A 17,772-nucleotide genomic window follows, 5' to 3' on the forward strand; every position below is an offset into this window, starting at 1 on the left:
GGCGATCGTTCCCGCCACGTGCCCGGCCTCCAGCTTGTGGCCGTACAGCTCGGCCTCGACGAGGTACGTCGTGAGGTCGTCGCGCGGGTGCTGCACGTGGTCGCGGATCTGGTCCAGCAGGTAGTCGAAGAGCCGTCCCATGTTGGCGGTCCGCTGCTCGGGCGGCAGGTTGACGCCTTCCAGGGCGTTCTCGATGAACTCGCGGAAGCGCGGGCCGTCCTCGGGCGGGAAGCCCAGCATGTCGGCGATCACCCGCATCGGGATGTGCTGGGCGTAGTCGCGGGCGGCGTCCACGACGTCCTGGCCCTCCAGGGCGTCGATCAGCTCGTGGCACAGCGCCCGCGTCGACTCCTCCCGCCTGGCGACCGCCGTCTTGGTGAACGCGGGCAGCAGCAGCTTGCGCGCGTCGTGGTGGAAGGGCGGGTCGGACGAGATCGGCGGCGTGCCGCCCACCGGCGCGCTCTCCCGCGGCGGCCGGAAGTTGCTCATGATGATCGAGCGCGAGGAGAACCGCTCGGTGTCGTAGGCGACGGCCGCGACGTCCTCGTAGCGGGTGGGCAGCCAGCCGCCGCCGAACCGGTCGGTGTGCGCGATCGGGCAGCGCCGCCGCAGGTCGTCCTGGATCGGGTACGGGTCGGCGGCCCATTCCGGCTCCAGGTGCGAGAAGTCGGTGGCCCAGTCCGAGACCGGGCCGGTGACGATCTCGCTGCGGGTGCCGAGCTCCTCGCCGTCGCCCGGCTCGCCGAAGTTCTTGACGAAGCGCTCGTCCACGCTCATGTCACGCCTCCCCGAGCAGGTCGATCGCCCGCTCCGGGCAGTTGGAGACGGCCAGCCGCGCGGTGCGCTCCTGGCCGGGCGGCACCTCGCCGTCGCCCAGGACCGTTCCGTAACCTTCGTCGTCCTCGCCGAACAGGTCGGGGGCGAGGTCGTAGCAGCGGCCATGTCCCTGGCAGCGCTCGGGGTCGATCTGTACTCTCACGGCGTTCCTTCGTGCGGTGGGGCGGGGGAGAGGGCGGCGACGACGCGGATGAGCAGCCTGGCCCACTCCTCCTCGTCCACCTGGTGGGGGTCGGGGGCGATGAGCGCGCTGCCCATCGCGAGCAGGAGGCAGAAATGGGCGATCGCCTCCGGTGACAGCGCGTGGTCCAGCTCGCCGCCGTCCTGGCCGGCGCGGACCAGGCCGGCCAGCCGGTGGGCGCGCTCGCCGACGTAGTCCCGCATGGGCAGGGCCACGTCCTCGTCGCGGCGGGCGGCGGCCAGCGCCTCGACGACGAGGTCGCCGCCGGCGTCCAGGGGGCGGGGGAGCCGGCGGCCGGCGGCGACGAGCAGGTCGGCGACCGGCCGGTCGGGGTCGTCGGCGAACAGGCCGTCCATCAGCCGCCGCCCGTGCGCGCCCAGCGCGGCCACGAGCAGGCCGGCCTTGGAGCCGAAGTGGGCGTACAGGGCGCCGTTGCTCACCCCTGCGGCGGCGGCGATGTCGGCGACGCGGGTGCCGTCGTAGCCGCGCCTGGCGAAGACGTCCGCGGCGGCGCGCAGCAGGCGTTCCCGCGTCTCGGCGGCGGTGACGCCGGCGATACGTCCCATGGACGAATTAAAAGATCGTTCATTTCATACGTCAAGAGCGGCCCCCTATCCCGTGATCGGCGCCTTCACCACCAGCACCTCCTCTCCCGCCGCGCCGCTCAGCCGGACCGACAGCTCCCACACCCCGGCCATCGGGAACAACTCGCCCTCGGCCACGTAACGGCCCGGCTGCCGCGGGTCGGCGACGATCTCCGGGGTGGCGTGGCCCATGCCGGGCATCACCGTGGACAGCGCGACCGTGTGCGGGTCGCCGGAGGTCACCCGCACCTCGGCCGTGACGCGGCCCGTCGTCGGCCTCGGGACCAGGACGGTGACGGCGTACCGTGCGCCGGTGCTGGTGAGGGTGAGCGGGCCGGGCGCAGAGCCGCGCACGTACAGGAACACCGCCAGGGCCGCGGCCAGCAGGGCGGCGACGGCCAGGATCCGCCTCATCCGAGAGCCTCCGCGACCTCGACGGTGAAGGGCACGGTCACGATCCGGTCGGCGGCCGCGTACTGGGCCCAGGCCAGGTAGCGGCCCGGCGCCGGGAAGCTGAACGTGAAGCGCAGCCGGGGCGCGGGGGCGCCCATCTCGTGCACGTGGCCGAGGAACGCGCCGTCCTGGCTGCGCACGATCAGGTGCCCCGACATGCCCAGCCACTGCCGCGGCGTGACCCCGAGCCCCACCTCGATCGCCGCCGGACGCCCCGCGACCGGCACGGACGGCCGCACCACCGGCGTGCCCCCCGTCCCGGGCGCCACGGGCGGCGGAGCGGCCACCGCGGGCCCGGCGACCCGGAACTCGCCGTCGAGCAGCTGGCCGCCGGAGTCCTCGCGTTCCAGCTCCGCGTAGGCCAGGAACCGGCCCGGCCGGTCGGCGCGCAGCCGGACCTCCAGCCGTCCGGGCGCGGTGCGCAGCGGGTGCAGGTGCCGGAAGTAGGCGCCGTCCTCGCTGGTGACCACCAGGTGGGCGAGCGCCTCGTGGTGCAGGACGAGGTCGTCCACCGGATGCCCGGTCGAGCCGTCGGTGAGGTCGAGGCGCAGCGTGAACTCCTCGCCGGCCGCCGGACGCGCCGGGACGGTCGTCACCCGTCCCTGCGCGAAGGGCCGTCCGAGGGCCGTCGTGTTCACCGCCGGAGCGGCGCCCTCCGGCGGCGGGGGCGGCAGCGAGGGCTCGAACACGACGACCATCGCGGCCACCGTCACCGCGGCCGCCGCGCCACCGGCCAGCAGCATCGCCGGGGTCCTGCGCGACAGCGCCCCGGTGAGCAGGCCGCCCACCAGCAGCAGCCCGGCCACCAGCAGGCCGCCGTAGATCAGGAACTCGCCGGCGGAGCCGCGGTCCACCAGGACGCGGAACGGCAGCACGGCGACCTCGCCCCCCGCCGTCAGCCTGAGCTCGTGCGGCCCGGTGCGCTCGACCGTGATCTTGACGTACCGGGGGCCGGCGGACGGCTGCGCGGTGGCCGTCGCCTTGTGGCCGTCCTCGACCGAGCGCACCTCCAGGCCGATCGGCGGCCCGGTCGCCGGCTCGTAGGCGATCACGCCGATCAGCAGCGGCCCCGGCACCCGCGACGTGCCCTTGATCACGACCGTGAGCTCGGCGCCGGCGATGGTCTGGGCGAAGCGCAGGTCCGCCCCGGCCGTGACGTTGTGGGCCGCGGCCGGGGCGGCGCCCGCGAGCAGGAGTACGGCGACGAGACACAGGACCCGGAGCGGCCGGATCATGCCCGTCCGGCGTCGGCCGCGTCCGCGGGCAGCGCGTTCGGCAGGAACAGCGCCCCGAGCGCCAGGCCGATCAGCCCGGCCACCACCGGCGCGCCGGTCCACAGCTCGGGCACCGCGGGCAGCCCGCCCCCGGCCGCCGAGGCGATCCCGATGTAGAGCGACCAGGTGACGAAGGCCGACAGCCCGGCGAAGGCCCAGTAGGCCCCCCGCCGCGCGCCGGACGGGCGCAGCAGGCGGATCAGCACGTCGCTGGCCAGGCCCGCGGCGACGAACGTGAGCAGGGTCGGCGCGTTCTCGAACGCCGTCTGCGCGCCGGGCATCAGGACGGCGATCGTGTACATGACGGTCACCGCGCCGAACGGCAGGTTCCAGCGCCGGGCCACCAGCAGCACCGGGGCCAGCAGGACGACGTTGCTGATGACCATGGAGGTGGCCAGATGCTCGGCGCCCGGCCCGTCCACGCTGGAGAACGCCTCGACGACGCGCGCGGACCGGTACTGCAGGGCGTCGCCGTACGACAGGAACAGCGACACCAGCGTGGCCGCGAACGCGAGCCCGGCCAGCGCCGGGAACAGCCGCCCGAGCGAGGGCCGGACGCCGACGTCGGGGGCGTTCCAGGCCGAGCGCAGCGGCGTGGTGATGATGAGCAGCATGGTCACGATCAGCCCCAGGTGCGACGGGCTGAACAGGATGTCGACGCTCGTCTCGATGCCGAGCACGGTGTGCCAGGTCATGTCGGCCAGCCCGAACAGCGCGAACGCCGGGATGGCGACCAGCCCGGCCAGATAACCCTGGGGAACGGCCGCGACCCCCTGCCGGCCGAGCCGCACGTTGCGGAACACCTGCCAGATGATCCAGCCGGACACCGCCGCGAACCCGGAGTAGAACGCCGCGTGCCACGGCGTGAAGAACGTCTCCAGGTCGCTGCGATTGGTGTGCGCCCAGGCGTCGATCATCAGTCCGACGCCGAACCAGACCCCCAGCAGCGCCGTGACGAGATCCGCCCGGAGCGGCACCCATCCGCGCGGCTCCCCAGAGTCCGCAAGTAATCGCCGTACGCCCGCGTTGGCCTCTGCCACTTCGCGTCTCCCTTCTTCCATGATCGAATACTTCCAGAAGCCGCGAAGTGGCGGGAAGCCCAAGATCACCATCGCCGAGCGGCCCGGGCCGACGCCCGTGGCCGCCAGTCTCGCCGACGGCCGCCGCGGGTGCGCGGCGGCCGGGGGATCACGCCGGAGCCGGGCGCTGCCCGGCCACCACCAGGTGCAGCCCGTGGGGGAGCGGCTCGGTGCGGGCGACGTGCAGCCCCGCGGCCCCCAGCAGGCTCTCGACCTCGGTCAGCGTGCGTTCCTGGCCGCCGCTGAACAGCGTGAGCATCTTCATGTCCAGCGCGACCGCCGACGTCGGCGAGCGGTGCGGGTCGTCGTCGAGGACGGCGTCCACGATCCACAGCTCGGCGCGGCCGTCCATCAGGGACGCGAGCCGCGCCAGCAGCTTGGCGGCCCGCTCGTCGGGGTAGTTGTGCAGGATATTGCCCAGCAGGTACAGGGCCGCCCGGGGCAGCGGGTCGGTGAACATGTCGCCCTCGGCCACCGTGATGCCCGCCCGCCCGTCCAGGTGACGGCGGGCCTGGGCGGCCACCTCGGGCAGCTCGAACAGCACGCCGCGCAGCCGCGGGTGGGCCGCCAGGATCGTGGCCAGGACGATGCCGGTGCCGCCGCCGATGTCGGCGACCACGTCCACGCCGGTCACGTCCTGCTCGGCGAGCGCGCGGGCCACGGTGACGCTGCGGGTGGCCATGAACTCGTTGAACAGCGCGCCGGCCGCGGGCCGGGCCCCCAGCCAGGCGTAGGGGGAGTCCACCTGGTGCAGCTCCAGCGCGGCGGGCGCGCCCCTGGTGATCGTCCGGTGCAGCAGGTCGGCAGAGTCGCGCCACAGCTCCTCGCCCCACATCAGCGCGGCGGGGGCCAGCGAGTCGTCCCGGCCGCTGGTGAGCAGGTCGCCCTCGCCGGTGAGCAGGTAGCGGCCGCGGGCGTCCCGCTCGACCAGCCGCAGGTGCTCCAGCGCCCGCAGCAGGCGGCCGAGCAGCATCTCGTCCGGACGGCCGGCGCCGCCCGCGGAGATCTCGTCGGCCAGCTCGTGCACGGCGCACGGCCCGGCGGCCAGCAGGTCGAACACCGACAGCCGCAGCGCGGCCCGGACGGCGGCGTACAGGATGAAGTCGTCGATCAGGCGCAGCACCCGCGCCCGCTCCGGCGTCTCGCTCATGGGTTTCCCTTCCCCGACTCCCAGGCCGGCCGGACGATCATGTCTTCGGCCCGCAGCGGCGCGGGCAGGTAACCGAACCTCACCATGGTGTCCACCACCGACTGCAGCCCTTCGGGCTCCAGCGCGGCGGGGAACGTGCCGAGCGTGATGGTCGGCAGCACCTCGCGCGGGATCTTCGTGTACGTGCCCAGCACCCCGGTGACCAGGTTCCGGTCCCGGGCGTCGAGCTGGGCGTGCGCCATGGCCCGCTGGAACCCGGCGACCGCCCGGGGATGCGCGGCCGCGTACGAGGCGGTCGTGGCCCACCCCGCGATCGGCCACCCGGCGGGGACGTTCGCCATGGCGTCGCCCAGCGACCGGCCGCCCTGCCGGCGGTAGGCGGTGATGAACGGCTCGGTCATCCACGCCACGTCCACCGCGTGCGCGGCCAGCGCGGCCGGCATGTCGGGCAGGGGGATCTCCTTGAACGCGACGTCGTCCGCGGAGACCCCGGCCGCGGCGAGCACGGTCTCGGCGCTCAGCGTGCCGACCGAGCGCAGCGTGGCCACCGCGACGCTCTTCTTCGCGCCGCCGGTGTGCCGCAGGTCGCGCGGGCTCCTGATCGGGCTGCCGGGCGCCACGAAGAGCTGGAACGCGCCCGGCGCGGCGTGGTAGGCGTCGGCGACCAGCTTCAGCCGCCCCGGCTCGCGCCGCTGCTGCAGGAACGCCGTAACGTAGTTGACCAGCCCGAACTCCAGGGCGCCGCCCTTCATCCGGTCGATCGCCGGGCCGCCGCCCTGCACGGTCACCGGCTCGGCCGACAACCCCTCGGCCGCGAAGTAGCCGCGGTCGCGGGCGAGGTAGACCAGCGCGCTGTCGGGGATCGGGATGACGCCGATCCGGATCTTCTCCGGCGGCGCCCCGGAACCGGTCGGCCGCGGGCCGCCGGGCGCGGCCCCGCCGCAGGCCGCGAGCAGGACGGTGAGCAGGAACAGCAGTAGGGGACGTAATCGTCGCACGGTTCTCCCTTCGAGGTCCGCCGCCGGCCCTCGCTCCCGCTGGCGGCCCGGACACAGGTCGGAACCAACGCCCTTGAGTGCACCATCGGGAGGCCCGCCTTGCAACGCCCGGTCAGAACGGGATGGCCGCCGTGTCAGATGCGCGCCCGCTGTCGACCCCGGTTCCGGCCGGGACGGGGTGAGCGTCGTCCTTCGCGGTCCGGACGGATGAGAAGATCGAGAGTGCTCCGAATCGCAGAAGCAGTACTCGCGAGGTCACCAGCGCCGCTGCAGGCGCTCGTGCTGAGGCACCGTGAACTGCTGAAGTTCGCGGTGGTCGGCGGAGCGACGTTCGTGGTGGACAACGCGGTGTTCTACGGGCTGAAGCTGACCGTCCTGCAACCGAAGCCGGTGACCGCGAAGATCATCGCGGTGCTCGTGGCGACGATCGTGTCCTACGTGCTCAACCGCGAGTGGTCGTTCCGGCTCAGGGGCGGTCGCGAGCGCCGCCACGAGGCGGGGCTGTTCTTCCTGGTCAGCGGCATCGGCCTGGTGCTCAGCTCGGCGCCGCTGTGGGTCTCCCGTTACGTGTTCCGCCTGGAGGCCCCCGACGTGGGCCTGGCGGCCCAGGAGATCGCCGACTTCGTGAGCGCGCAGCTCGTCGGCACGGTGATCGCCATGGTCTTCCGCTTCTGGGCGCTGCGGAAGTGGGTCTTCCCCGACGAGAAGACCCACCCCGTCGGCGTGCGGCCGGCTGCCCTGCCCCGGTACCACGGACGGCGCACCCTGCCGGTGGCCAAGCGCAAGCCCCGCAGGTCCGGCGTCCGGCAGGGGCAGCGGTAGGCAGGATCAGCGGTAGGCGGCGGCCTGGAGGGTGTAGAGGTCGGCGTAGAGGCCGTTGAGCGCCATGAGCGTCTGATGGTCGCCCTGCTCGGTGACCTTGCCGTGGTCGAGGACGTAGATCCGGTCGGCGTAGCGCACGCTGGCCAGGCGGTGGGTGATGAGCAGCACCGTGCGGCCCTCGGAGTGGTCGCGGATGCGCTCGAACAGGGCGTGCTCGGCGCGGGCGTCGAGGGCCGCCGTGGGCTCGTCGCAGATGAGCAGGTCGGCGTCGCGGTAGAACCCCCGGGCCACCGCGATGCGCTGCCACTGGCCGCCGGACAGCTCGCAGCCGTCCTTGAAACGGCGGTCGAGCAGCGTGCGGTAGCCGAGGGGCAGGCCCGCGACCACCTCGTCGGCCCCCGCGACCGAGGCCGCCGCGACCAGGGCGGGCTCGCCCTTGTCGGCGCCCATGGTGATGTTGTAGCGGGCGGTGAGCGGCCAGCGGGTGTGGTCCTGGGCGATGACGGCCGTGCGCAGGCGCAGGTCGTCGGGGGGCACGTCGGCCAGGTCGACGTCGTCCCAGGAGACGGTGCCGGTGTCGGGCTCGTACAGGCCGGACAGGATCTTGGCCAGGGTGGTCTTGCCGGAGCCGTTCTCGCCCACGAACGCGATGACCTCGCCGCGCTTGATCTCGACCGTCACCCCGCGCAGCGCCGGCTGGTCGGCGCCCGGGTAGGTGAACGTCACGTCGTCGGCCACGATGCGCTCGAACCCCTCGGGCACGGCCGCCGAGCGGGCTGTGGGCACGCGGCGCTCGGCGTCGGCGCAGAACTGGAGGAAGTCGGTGAAGTAGAGGCCGTCCTCGTAGAGGCGGTTGGTGGCGTACAGGAGGTTGGCCAGCGAGGACTGGCCGGTCCTGATGGCCAGCACCGCGGTGCCCGCGACCGCGAGCGGGATCGCCGCCACCGCCAGCAGCACGCCCAGCGCGACGTAGACCAGGGCGGTGCCGAGACCGCCCAGTGCCTCGCCGACCAGGCCGGCCAGGGTCTGGCGTCTGGCCAGGGCGAGCAGCACGTCCTGCTCGGCCCTGGCGACGGCGTCGTACATGCGCAGCAGGAAGCCGCGCATGGTGAACGAGCGCACCTCGGCGGCGGGCTCGCGGTCGGCCAGCAGCTCGGCGATGATCCACTTGCGGCGGCGGGCGGGGATGAGGGAGTACATCGTCGAGTAGCGCATACGGGCGCCGCGCACGGTGGCCCACGCGTCGGGCAGCACGGCCAGCAGCAGCAACGGCAGCAGTACCGGATGGAGCACGCCCAGCACGCCGGCCGCCGCCGCGATGCCGACGGCGGCGGTGACGACGTTGATGGCCGAGCTGACCACCGCGCCGGCCACGCTGACGCCGCGCATGTTGGCGCGTTCGAGACTGTCGTGGAACTCCGGGTCGTCGTAGGCGACCAGCTCCACCTGGCTGGTCAGGCCGTAGAGGCGTTCCTCGGTGTGGCGGGAGATCTGCGGGGTCAGGCGTGACTGCGCCCAGCCCGCGCCGGCCTGCACCACCGTGCGCAGCACGGCGGCCACGCCCACCAGGACGAGGCTGGGCAGGGCGGCCAGCACGCGGTCGGGGGTCGGGCCCTCGCTGAACAGGGCGCTCAGCACGCCGGTGGTGGCCAGCAGGCCGAAGGCGGTGAAGACGCCGCCGAGGAGGTTGAGCGCGATGGTGGCCACGGTGTCGCGGGGGCCGGCCCGCCAGGACATGCTCATCGCCTGCGTCACGAGCGAGGGCAGGCGCCTGGCGATGGTCAGGAAGCCGACCTCGGCCATCTTGTCGTTGTGGGCGTACCAGTCGGAGACGGTGATCTCACCGAGTTCCAGAGGCTCATCGGGCATGCGCTGAGTGTGCGGGCGGGCACCGACGGTTTCCGTCGCCTCGCGCTCCGGAGTGACAGGACGGTGGCCCGTGCGCCACCGGCCTGTCCACGGCCCGCCAGGCAAAGACGCGCGGGCGGCGGCGTGTCCCGGTCGCCCCGGCGGGCGCGGGCACGATTTCATGTCCCCCGGTCACTCCACGTAACCAGAACGACACAGGGGACGGAATGCGAAGAATCACGGGGTTCGCGGTCGCGTGCGCGGTCGCCATGAGCGTCACCCAGCCCGCCTGGGCGGCCCCGCGGGAGGAGGTCCGCATCACCCGGTATCTCGGGGAGCAGCGGCTGCCGTACCTGATGCAGTTCGACGGCACCACCGTCGGCGGGGTGTCGGGCATCGACCGCGACCCGCGCACCGGCGCCTGGTACCTGATCTCCGACGACCGCTGGCGCTACGGTCCCGCCCGCTTCTACACCGCCCGCCTGGACATCGACCGGGACTCGGGCGCGTTCACCGGCATCAGCCTGACCGGGGTCACCACGCTGACCAGGCAGGACGGCACCCCCTACCCCGGCTACGGCAAGCCCGGCTCGGCCGACCCCGAGTCCATCAGGTACGACCGCTGGTCCGGTCGCCTGCTGTGGGGCGACGAGGGCGACCGCCCCGACGCCGGCCACCCCGACCTGCCGCTGGCCGCCTCCGGCGTGCGCGCCGCCGACCTCCAGGGCCGGCACCAGGGGGACCTGCGCCTGCCGGGCAACCTGCGCCTGACCACCACCGAGCACGGCCCGCGGCGCAACGCCGGTTTCGAGGGCCTGGCCGTCACCGCCCGCCGGATCACGGCGATGACCGAGGGCCCCCGGTACGAGGACGGCGAGCCGTCCACGGTCCGGCACGGCGCGCCCGCCCGGCTCACCGTGTGGGACCGGCGGGGCGTCCCGCGCGGCCAGTTCGTCTACCCGCTCGACGCGCTCCCGGCCGCGCCGGTGCCGCCCACCGGGGAGTCCGACAGCGGGGTCTCGGAGATCCTGCCCATCGACGACCACCGCTACCTGGCCCTGGAACGCTCCTGGATCGAGGGCGTCGACTACAAGGTCAAGCTGTACGAGATCGACCTGACGGGCGCGACCAACGTGCTGAGCCAGGACGACCTGAGCGCGGGGTACCGGCCGGTGAGCAAGCGGCTGGTCTACGACCTGGGCGACTTCCGGCCGCCGGTGCAGAACCTGGAGGCCATGTCGTGGGGGCCGCGGCTGGCCAGTGGGGAGTGCACGCTGGTGATCGGCTCGGACGACAACTTCAGCAGGAACGAGGTCAGCCAGTTCACGGCCTTCGCCGTCACGGGCTGCCCCTGACGCCCCGCCGCCGGCCGGCCCCCGGCGCGCGGCGCGCCGCGCGCCGGGGGCCGGACCGAGGGTGGCGGATATATACGAATTGGAATATTTTCCCGGGAAAGCATCATGGCTACGCTCGACAGCCATGACTCTCCTGAAGCCCGCACGCCGGGCGGCCGCCGCTCTGGCGCTCGCGCTCACCGCCGGGTTAACCGCGGCCGTCCCCGCGCACGCGCGCGAGGCGGCCCCGCCGTCCGCCGGCACCGTCCTGCGCGGGCTGGACCTCGACCGCGCCACCGTGCTCGACCTGCAACGCGCCATGGACCACGGCCGCTTCGACGCGGTGACGCTGACCCGCTTCTACCTCGACCGCATCCGCGCGGTGGACCCGCTGCTGCACGCGGTCGTCCAGACCAACCCCGGCGCGCTGGGCGAGGCCGAGCGCAGCGACCGGCGTCGCCGCAGGGGCGCGCACGGGCCGCTGGAAGGCGTCCCGGTCCTGCTCAAGGACAACATCGACACCGCAGCGCCGCTGCGCACCACCGCCGGCTCGCAGGCGCTGCTCGGCGCCCGGCCGGCTGCGGAGGCGTTCCTCGTCCAGCGGTTGCGGGCGGCCGGCGCGGTGATCCTGGGCAAGGCCAACCTGTCGGAATGGGCGAACTTCCGCTCCAGCCCGTCCTCCAGCGGGTGGAGCGCGATCGGCGGGCAGACCAACAACCCCTACGTCCTCGACCGCAACCCCTGCGGGTCGAGCAGCGGCTCGGCGGTCGCCGCCGCCGCCACCCTGGCCGCCGTCACCATCGGCACCGAGACCGACGGCTCGATCGTCTGCCCGGCCGGGATCAACGGCGTGGTCGGCATCAAGCCCACGATCGGGCTGGTCAGCCGGGCCGGCGTGGTGCCGATCTCGGCCCGGCAGGACACCGCGGGGCCGATCACCAGGAACCTCACCGACGCCGCCGCCGTGCTCTCGGCCATCCAGGGACCGGACCCGCGCGACCCCGCGACCGTCCCGGGCGGCGACCGCGACTACCTCAAGGCCCTGCGTCCCGGCGCGCTGAACGGCGCCCGCGTCGGCGTGTGGCGCTCGGTCGCGGGCGACAACCAGGAGGTGCGCGCCGCCCTGGACGCCACCGTCGCCACGCTCAAGGCCCGCGGCGCGACCGTGGTGGACGTCGAGCTGGAGGGCATGGACCAGGCCGGCGAGGCCGAGTTCCCGGCGCTGCTGACCGAGTTCAAGCACGACCTGAACGCCTACCTGGCCGCCACCCCTGGACGGCACCCCGCCGACCTGGCCGGGCTGATCGACTTCAACCGGCGGCACGCCGGGACCGAGCTGCGGTACTTCGGCCAGGAGGTCTTCGAGCAGGCGCAGGCCACCACCGGCGACCTGGACGACCCCGCCTACCGCGCCCTCCGCGACCAGGCCACCACGCTGGCCCGCCGCGCGATCGACTCGGCGCTGGCCGCCGGCCGCCTGGACGCGCTGCTCGCCCCCACCAACCACGCGGCCTGGCTGACCGACCTGACCAAGGGCGACGACTTCACCGGCTTCGTCTCCTCCTCCGCGCCCTCGGCGGTCTCCGGCTACCCGGCGGTCAGCGTCCCGGCCGGGTACGCCAGCGGCGTCCTGCCGCTCGGCGTCACGTTCTTCGGCGGGCGGTTCTCCGAGCCGTCCCTGATCGCCCTCGGATACGCCTTCGAGCAGGCCGCTCAGGTCCGCAAGCCGCCGACGTACCTGCGCACCCTGCCCTGAGCGGCCCGGCGGCGGGCTACGGTAGGGGCGACGGTCACGACGGGAGGGAGGCGAGGTGCGCACCAGGCTGCCCGCCGCGCTGCTTCTCGTCCTGTCGTGGCTGCTCCCCGCGACGGGCCATGCCGAGGTCGCCGCCCAGGCCGCCGCCCCGGCCGTCACGCAGGCCGTCACGCAGGCCGTCACGCAGGTCACGGCGATCCAGGCGGCGGCCGACCCACCCGCCGTCGCCCAGCTGGGCTCCACCCCGCCGCCGCCTCCGCTCGCGCAGGTCAGGCAGGCGGGGCACGACCAGGCCGGGCCCGGCGGGCAGGCGCTGCCCGCCGCGGCCCCGGCCCGGTCGCTGCACGTCTGGTCGGCCGTCGTCCGGCGGCCCGTCGTCCGTGCCGCCGCCGACCGGCCCGGGGGCGCGGCGGCGGCCCGCGCGCCTCCCTCCACGGTGCTCTGAAGATCCCTCTTCCGCACACCTGAGCCTGTGGAGGCCTCATGTCACGTGCGCCCATGTGGCGCGCGCTGGCGGCGTTCGCCGTCATCGCGACCTCGATCATCCTGTCCCTCACCGCCACGCCACGCCTCGGCCTCGACCTGCGCGGCGGTACCCAGCTCGTCTTCGAGGCCAGAGACTCCCCGACGGTCACGGCCGACTCCTCGGCCACCGACCGCGCCCTCGACGTGCTCCGCCGCCGGGCGGACGCGCTGGGGGTCGTCGATCCCACCCTGGCCCGCTCCGGCGAGAAGCGGATCATCGTCGAGCTGCCCGGCGTGCTCGACCCGAGCAAGGCGGCCGAGGTCATCGGCCGCACCGCCCAGCTCGCCTTCCACCCGGTCACCGGCCCCGGCAAGGCCGGGGACGCCACCGCGCTGCCCGACGAGAGCGGCAGCCCGCTCGCGCTCGGCCCGGCGGCGATCAGCGGCGACGGCGTCAGCGACGCCACCGAGCGCAGCGACCCGCAGCGCGGGCCCGGCTGGTCGGTCACGGTCGACTTCCGCGACGCCGACGCCTGGCAGCGGATGACCGGCGCGGCCGCCTGCCAGCCGGCGGGCGACCCGAAGCGGCGCGTCGCCATCGTGCTCGACAAGAAGATCATCTCGTCGCCGCAGCTCGACCCGTCCGTGCCCTGCGGCACCGGCATCCCCGGCGGCAACACCGAGATCACCGGGTCCTTCACCCACGAGGAGGCCCGCGACCTGGCCGTGCTGATCAAGGGCGGCGCGCTGCCCGTGCCGCTCGACCTGGTCGAGCAGCGGACGGTCGGCCCCACGCTGGGCGCCGACGCCATCGAGGCCAGCGTCAAGGCCGCGATCGCCGGGCTGGTGCTGACCGCCCTGTTCATCATCGTGATCTACCGCCTGTCCGGCCTGCTCGCCGCCATCGCGCTCACCTGCTACGGCCTGATCTCCTACGCCGCGCTGGTCGCGATGGGCGCGACGTTCACGCTGCCCGGCCTGGCCGGGTTCGTGCTGGCCATCGGCATGGCGGTCGACGCCAACGTGCTCGTCTTCGAACGCGCCAGGGAGGAGTACGGCCTGGCCCCGGCCCGCGGGCTCGCCCCGGCACTGAACCGGGGGTTCAAGAACGCCTGGAGCGCCATCGCCGACTCCAACGTCACCACGCTCATCGCCGCCGCGCTGCTGTTCGGGCTGGCCTCCGGGCCGGTCAAGGGGTTCGGCGTGACGCTGGCGATCGGCGTGCTGGCCTCGCTGGTGTCGGCCATGCTGATCACCCGCGTGCTCACCCAGGCCGTCATCGGCCGGATCGGGCCGCGCCTGTCGGGCCTGGGCTCACCGGGCGCGGTCCGGACGTGGCTGGCCCGCCGGAACCCCCAGCTCATGAAGGCCAGGAAGCTGTGGCTGGCGGTCGCGGGCGGCCTGGTCGTCGCGGCGCTGGCCGGACTGTTCACCCGCGGCCTGGACTTCGGGGTCGAGTTCACCGGCGGCCGGCTCGTGGAGTTCGGCACGTCCAGGGCGGTCGACGCCGACACGGCCCGGCGGCTCGTGAGCGAGGCCGGCTATCCGGGCGCGGTCGTGCAGGCCGCCGCCGACGGCGTGACCGTGCGCGCGGGGCAGCTCGACCCGGCCAAGGTCCAGGCCGCGCTGGAGGGGCAGGGCGGCGAGGTGAGCAAGGTGCGCGACGAGTTCATCGGCCCCACGCTGGGCGAGGAGCTGCGCCGCAACGCCGTCATCGCGCTCGGCGTGGCCGTGGCGGCGCAGCTGCTCTACCTGGCGGTGCGCTTCCGGTGGACGTTCGGCACGGCGACCGTGCTGGCGCTGCTGGTGGACCTGGCCGTGGTGATCGGGTTGTTCGCCTGGCTCGGCAAGCCGGTGGACGGCGTGTTCCTCGCCGCGATGCTGACCGTGGTCGGCTACTCCGTCAACGACAAGGTGGTGGTGTTCGACCGGGTGCGCGAGCTGTGGGCCGCCCGCCGCACCGCGCCGCTGGCCGAGGCGGTGAACACGGCGATCCTGCAGACCGTGCCGCGGACCGTCAACACCGGGCTCGGCGCGCTCTTCGTGCTGGTCGCGCTGGCCGTCTTCGGCGGCGACTCGCTGCGTGACTTCGCGATCGCGCTGGTCACCGGCATCGTCGTGGGCACGCTGACGTCGTCGTTCGTGGCCGGCCCCGCGGCCATCGGCCTGGCCCGGTACGACCGCCGTCCGGCCCCCCAGCCGCCCGCGCCCAAGGCCGCCCGGCGGCCGCGCGAGGGCTCGGGAGCCGTGTTGTGACCGGCGCCGCGGGCCCGCCTCGCGCGGGCGGGCCCGCGGCGTCGCGGGTCAGAGCCGGGAGAGCCAGTCCAGGAGGATGGCGTTGACCTCGTCCGGGCGTTCCTGCTGGATCCAGTGGCCGCAGTCGTCCAGGAGCCGGGAGGAGACCAGGCCGGGCAGGGTGGTGGGGAAGGCGTCGATCGCGGCGGAGAGCCACCGGGTCGTGTCGTCCTGCGCGCCGCCGACGAACAGCGAGGGCTGGACGATCGGCGCGCCGTCGTGGGGCGCGAGGTCTTCCCAGTCGCGGTCCATGTTGCGGTAGCGGTTCAGCGCGCCGGTCAGGCCGGTGCGCTCGAACTCGGCGGCGTAGAAGTCGAGGTCGGTCTCGCTCAGCCAGCCGGGCAGCGTGCCGCCGGCCGGGAACCGGTCGCGCAGCCTGCCGCCCGGGGCCACGAACAGCGGGTGGGGCGCGTCCGGGCCCGGCATGGTCCCGGCGGACAGGGCCGCGTACACGCCCGCCAGCCAGCCCCGGACGTCCGGCTCGATCTCGGCCTCGGCCCGGCCGGGCGTCTGGAAGTAGCTGACGTAGAACTCGTCCGTCCCGCCCATGGCGGCGAACGCCTCGGTGGGGCGCGGCCCGCCGCGCGGCGTGTACGGCACGCTGAGCATGGCGACCGCGCGGAAGACGTCCGGCCTGAGCAGGGCGCTGTGGGCGGCGATCCCGGAGCCCCAGTCGTGGCCGACGATCACCGCGCTCCGCTCGCCCAGCGCCCGCACCACGGCCACGCCGTCCTCGACCAGCTCGGTCATCCGGTACGCGGCCACGTCCGCCGGCTTGGACGAGCGGCCGTAGCCGCGCACGTCCACCGCCACCGCCCGGTACCCGGCGGCGGCCAGCGCCGGGAGCTGGTGCCGCCAGGAGTACCAGGACTCGGGGAAGCCGTGCACCAGCAGCACCAGCGGCCCCTGCCCCGCCTCCACGAGATGGACCCGGCCGGCGGGGGAGGGCACCAGGCGGTGGACGCCCTCGGCGACCGGGGTGAGCTGCGACATCGTTCCTCCACGCATGTGAGTCCTGGCCTGTCACCAGGATCATGCGCGGCCCGTGCCGCGGCGCGCGAACTCCGTTGCCGTTTCGGCAAACCCTGCGTTAAAGGTCGGTGGCGATGATCTTCTCGATGTTCCGCTCGGCCAGCGCCGTGATGGTGACGAACGGGTTCACCGTGGTGTTGCCGGGGATCAGCGAGCCGTCGATGACGTACAGGCCGGGGTAGCCGGTCAGGCGGCCGTAGTTGTCGGTGGCCCGGTTCAGCACCGCGCCGCCGAGCGGGTGGTAGGTGAGGTGGTCGCCCCAGATCTTGTACACGCCGAACAGGTCGGTGCGGTAGATCGTCCCCTCCTTGGCGTTGATCTTGTCGAAGATCGTTTTCGCCATGTCGATGGACGTCTGCTTCCAGGCGGTCTGCCAGCTCAGGTCCACCTTGCCGGTCGCGGCGTTCCAGGAGAACTGCGCGCGGCGCGGGGTGTTGGTGATCGACAGGTAGAACGAGGCGTACGTCTCGATCCCGGTCGGCAGCGGCGCCACCTCGGCGAACGCGCCGCCGGCCGTCCAGTTGTCGATGCCCGCGCACGGGATGGCGGACTGCAGCTTGCCGGTCGGGTCCCACAGGTGGTTGGCCCGGCCGCACATGACGTTGCCGTTGTCGCCCCAGCCCTTGCCGACCTCGTCGTCCAGACCCGGCAGCGCGCCGGTGGCCTTCAGCCTGACCAGCAGCTTGCTCGTGCCGACGCTGCCCGCGGCGAAGAACACCCGGGCCGCCGTGACGGTCTTGGCGGCGGTGACCGAGCCGTCGGTGGCGAGCTGGTCGATCCGGACGGTGTAGCCGCCGCCCGCCGCCGGGGCGACCGAGGTGACCTGGTGCAGCGGCGAGATCGTCACCCTGCCGGTCGCGCGGGCCCGCGCCAGGTAGGTCTTCTGCAGGGACTTCTTGCCGTGGTTGTTGCCGTAGAGGATCTCGCCGGCCAGCGCCGACTGGGTGGCCGTGCCGGCCGCCTCCTGCTTCATGTAGTCCCAGTCGTACACGTCGGGGACGAAGGTGAACGGGAAGCCGGAGCGCTGGGCGTGCTTGCGGCCCACGCGGGCGTACTGGTAGCACGCGGTGGTGTCGAACCAGGCCGGGTCCACCAGGCCGACGCCGAGGCCGGAGTTGGCACGCGGGTAGTAGACGCCGTACATCTCGTCGGCGTCCACCGACGGGAGCACGGCGGCGAAGTTCTCCCGCTTGGGCGTGACGGCCATGCCGCCGTTGACCAGCGAGCCGCCGCCGACCCCGCGGCCCTGGTAGACCGTGATGCCGGCGAACTCCTCGGCGTCCAGGATGCCGGTGTAGCGGGGGATGTCCCGGTCGATGGGGAAGCCGAGGAAGTAGTTGAGCGGCGCCTTGGTCCTGGTGCGCAGCCAGTACGAGCGATAGTCGGGCTCGCGCGTGTTGCAGAAGATCTTGCCGTCCGAGCCGGGCGTGTCCCAGGCCATGCCCATCTCGATCATGTGCACCTCGACGCCCGCCTGGGCCAGGCGCAGGGCGGCCACCGAGCCGCCGTACCCGGTGCCGATCACCAGGACGGGCACGCGGGCGCCGTCGGCGATCGGCCCGTCGGCGGCAGCGGTGGCGACGGCGGCGGCGCGGCCGGGCAGTGCGGCGGCGCCCAGGAGGGAGGCGGTTCCGGCGATGAAGGTGCGGCGGCTGGTGTTCATG

The 17,772-nt window shown here is 73.9% G+C and carries 15 protein-coding genes and 1 pseudogene; 5 read left to right on the top strand and 11 right to left on the bottom strand.

Annotation, left to right across the window (positions count from 1 at the left end; all coding sequences use genetic code 11):
- The 8 genes and pseudogenes from AB0C33_RS50135 to AB0C33_RS50170 all read right to left on the bottom strand — a co-directional run.
- Positions 1 to 777: pseudogene (locus AB0C33_RS50135) on the bottom strand (cytochrome P450); the annotation flags it as partial.
- A gap of 1 nt (position 778) precedes the next feature.
- Complete coding sequence (locus AB0C33_RS50140; RefSeq protein ID WP_352354927.1) at positions 779 to 979, bottom strand: ferredoxin; 201 nt, start codon at positions 977 to 979, stop codon at positions 779 to 781.
- On the bottom strand, positions 976 to 1,584 hold the full coding sequence (locus tag AB0C33_RS50145; protein WP_358302609.1) for a helix-turn-helix domain-containing protein: 609 nt from the start codon (positions 1,582 to 1,584) through the stop codon (positions 976 to 978). Before AB0C33_RS50145 ends, AB0C33_RS50140 begins: the two co-directional genes overlap by 4 nt.
- A 45-nt stretch (positions 1,585 to 1,629) precedes the next feature.
- A complete protein-coding gene (locus AB0C33_RS50150; protein ID WP_358302612.1) occupies positions 1,630 to 2,016 on the bottom strand; it encodes a FixH family protein in 387 nt (128 codons plus the stop codon).
- Positions 2,013 to 3,290, bottom strand: coding sequence for a hypothetical protein (locus AB0C33_RS50155; protein ID WP_358302615.1), 1,278 nt, complete (start codon positions 3,288 to 3,290; stop codon positions 2,013 to 2,015). Before AB0C33_RS50155 ends, AB0C33_RS50150 begins: the two co-directional genes overlap by 4 nt.
- Positions 3,287 to 4,369: a hypothetical protein gene (locus tag AB0C33_RS50160; protein WP_358302617.1), complete on the bottom strand. Its 1,083-nt coding sequence runs from the start codon at positions 4,367 to 4,369 to the stop codon at positions 3,287 to 3,289. Before AB0C33_RS50160 ends, AB0C33_RS50155 begins: the two co-directional genes overlap by 4 nt.
- 148 nt (positions 4,370 to 4,517) lie before the next feature.
- Positions 4,518 to 5,558 carry a methyltransferase gene (locus AB0C33_RS50165; protein ID WP_358302620.1) on the bottom strand — a complete coding sequence of 347 codons (1,041 nt, stop codon included), beginning with the start codon at positions 5,556 to 5,558 and terminating at the stop codon, positions 4,518 to 4,520.
- Positions 5,555 to 6,556, bottom strand: coding sequence for an ABC transporter substrate-binding protein (locus tag AB0C33_RS50170; protein ID WP_358302623.1), 1,002 nt, complete (start codon positions 6,554 to 6,556; stop codon positions 5,555 to 5,557). The genes AB0C33_RS50165 and AB0C33_RS50170 overlap by 4 nt, the downstream gene beginning before the upstream one ends.
- Before the next feature lie 279 nt (positions 6,557 to 6,835).
- Between AB0C33_RS50170 and AB0C33_RS50175 the strand changes: the two genes are divergently transcribed.
- Positions 6,836 to 7,378: a GtrA family protein gene (locus AB0C33_RS50175; protein ID WP_358302626.1), complete on the top strand. Its 543-nt coding sequence runs from the start codon at positions 6,836 to 6,838 to the stop codon at positions 7,376 to 7,378.
- A gap of 6 nt (positions 7,379 to 7,384) precedes the next feature.
- Here the strand turns inward: AB0C33_RS50175 and AB0C33_RS50180 are convergent, their stop codons facing one another.
- The gene (locus tag AB0C33_RS50180) at positions 7,385 to 9,247 is read right to left on the bottom strand and encodes an ABC transporter ATP-binding protein (protein WP_358302629.1); all 1,863 of its coding nucleotides are present in this window, start codon (positions 9,245 to 9,247) and stop codon (positions 7,385 to 7,387) included.
- A gap of 206 nt (positions 9,248 to 9,453) precedes the next feature.
- Here AB0C33_RS50180 and AB0C33_RS50185 point away from each other — a divergent pair, with 206 nt between their 5' ends.
- From AB0C33_RS50185 to secD, 4 genes are all read left to right on the top strand, one after another.
- Positions 9,454 to 10,581 (top strand): esterase-like activity of phytase family protein, encoded by a 1,128-nt coding sequence (locus AB0C33_RS50185; protein ID WP_358302632.1) that lies wholly within the window; start codon positions 9,454 to 9,456, stop codon positions 10,579 to 10,581.
- 124 nt (positions 10,582 to 10,705) lie between these two features.
- Entirely contained in the window at positions 10,706 to 12,316 is a 1,611-nt protein-coding gene (locus AB0C33_RS50190; protein WP_358302635.1) for an amidase, read from the top strand.
- A gap of 55 nt (positions 12,317 to 12,371) precedes the next feature.
- A complete protein-coding gene (locus AB0C33_RS50195) occupies positions 12,372 to 12,761 on the top strand; it encodes a hypothetical protein (RefSeq protein WP_358302638.1) in 390 nt (129 codons plus the stop codon).
- 38 nt (positions 12,762 to 12,799) lie between these two features.
- Positions 12,800 to 15,037, top strand: a complete 2,238-nt coding sequence (secD, locus tag AB0C33_RS50200) for a protein translocase subunit SecD (protein ID WP_358302641.1) — start codon at positions 12,800 to 12,802, stop codon at positions 15,035 to 15,037.
- A gap of 48 nt (positions 15,038 to 15,085) precedes the next feature.
- Here the strand turns inward: secD and AB0C33_RS50205 are convergent, their stop codons facing one another.
- Positions 15,086 to 16,069, bottom strand: a complete 984-nt coding sequence (locus AB0C33_RS50205) for an alpha/beta hydrolase (RefSeq protein WP_358302644.1) — start codon at positions 16,067 to 16,069, stop codon at positions 15,086 to 15,088.
- A 97-nt stretch (positions 16,070 to 16,166) separates the two neighbouring features.
- The gene (locus AB0C33_RS50210; protein ID WP_358302647.1) at positions 16,167 to 17,771 is read right to left on the bottom strand and encodes a GMC oxidoreductase; all 1,605 of its coding nucleotides are present in this window, start codon (positions 17,769 to 17,771) and stop codon (positions 16,167 to 16,169) included.
- Position 17,772: the final 1 nt, after the last annotated feature.

The sequence above is a fragment of the Nonomuraea sp. NPDC048881 genome (assembly GCF_040649795.1).
GTDB lineage: Bacteria > Actinomycetota > Actinomycetes > Streptosporangiales > Streptosporangiaceae > Nonomuraea.

Coding starts and splice junctions, on each gene's coding strand:
- AB0C33_RS50145 (WP_358302609.1), bottom strand. CDS start 1,584: ATGGGACGTATCGCCGGCGTCACCGCCGCCGAGACGCGGGAACGCCTG.
- AB0C33_RS50150 (WP_358302612.1), bottom strand. CDS start 2,016: ATGAGGCGGATCCTGGCCGTCGCCGCCCTGCTGGCCGCGGCCCTGGCG.
- AB0C33_RS50155 (WP_358302615.1), bottom strand. CDS start 3,290: ATGATCCGGCCGCTCCGGGTCCTGTGTCTCGTCGCCGTACTCCTGCTC.
- AB0C33_RS50165 (WP_358302620.1), bottom strand. CDS start 5,558: ATGAGCGAGACGCCGGAGCGGGCGCGGGTGCTGCGCCTGATCGACGAC.
- AB0C33_RS50180 (WP_358302629.1), bottom strand. CDS start 9,247: ATGCCCGATGAGCCTCTGGAACTCGGTGAGATCACCGTCTCCGACTGG.
- AB0C33_RS50185 (WP_358302632.1), top strand. CDS start 9,454: ATGCGAAGAATCACGGGGTTCGCGGTCGCGTGCGCGGTCGCCATGAGC.
- AB0C33_RS50190 (WP_358302635.1), top strand. CDS start 10,706: ATGACTCTCCTGAAGCCCGCACGCCGGGCGGCCGCCGCTCTGGCGCTC.
- secD (WP_358302641.1), top strand. CDS start 12,800: ATGTCACGTGCGCCCATGTGGCGCGCGCTGGCGGCGTTCGCCGTCATC.
- AB0C33_RS50205 (WP_358302644.1), bottom strand. CDS start 16,069: ATGTCGCAGCTCACCCCGGTCGCCGAGGGCGTCCACCGCCTGGTGCCC.
- AB0C33_RS50210 (WP_358302647.1), bottom strand. CDS start 17,771: ATGAACACCAGCCGCCGCACCTTCATCGCCGGAACCGCCTCCCTCCTG.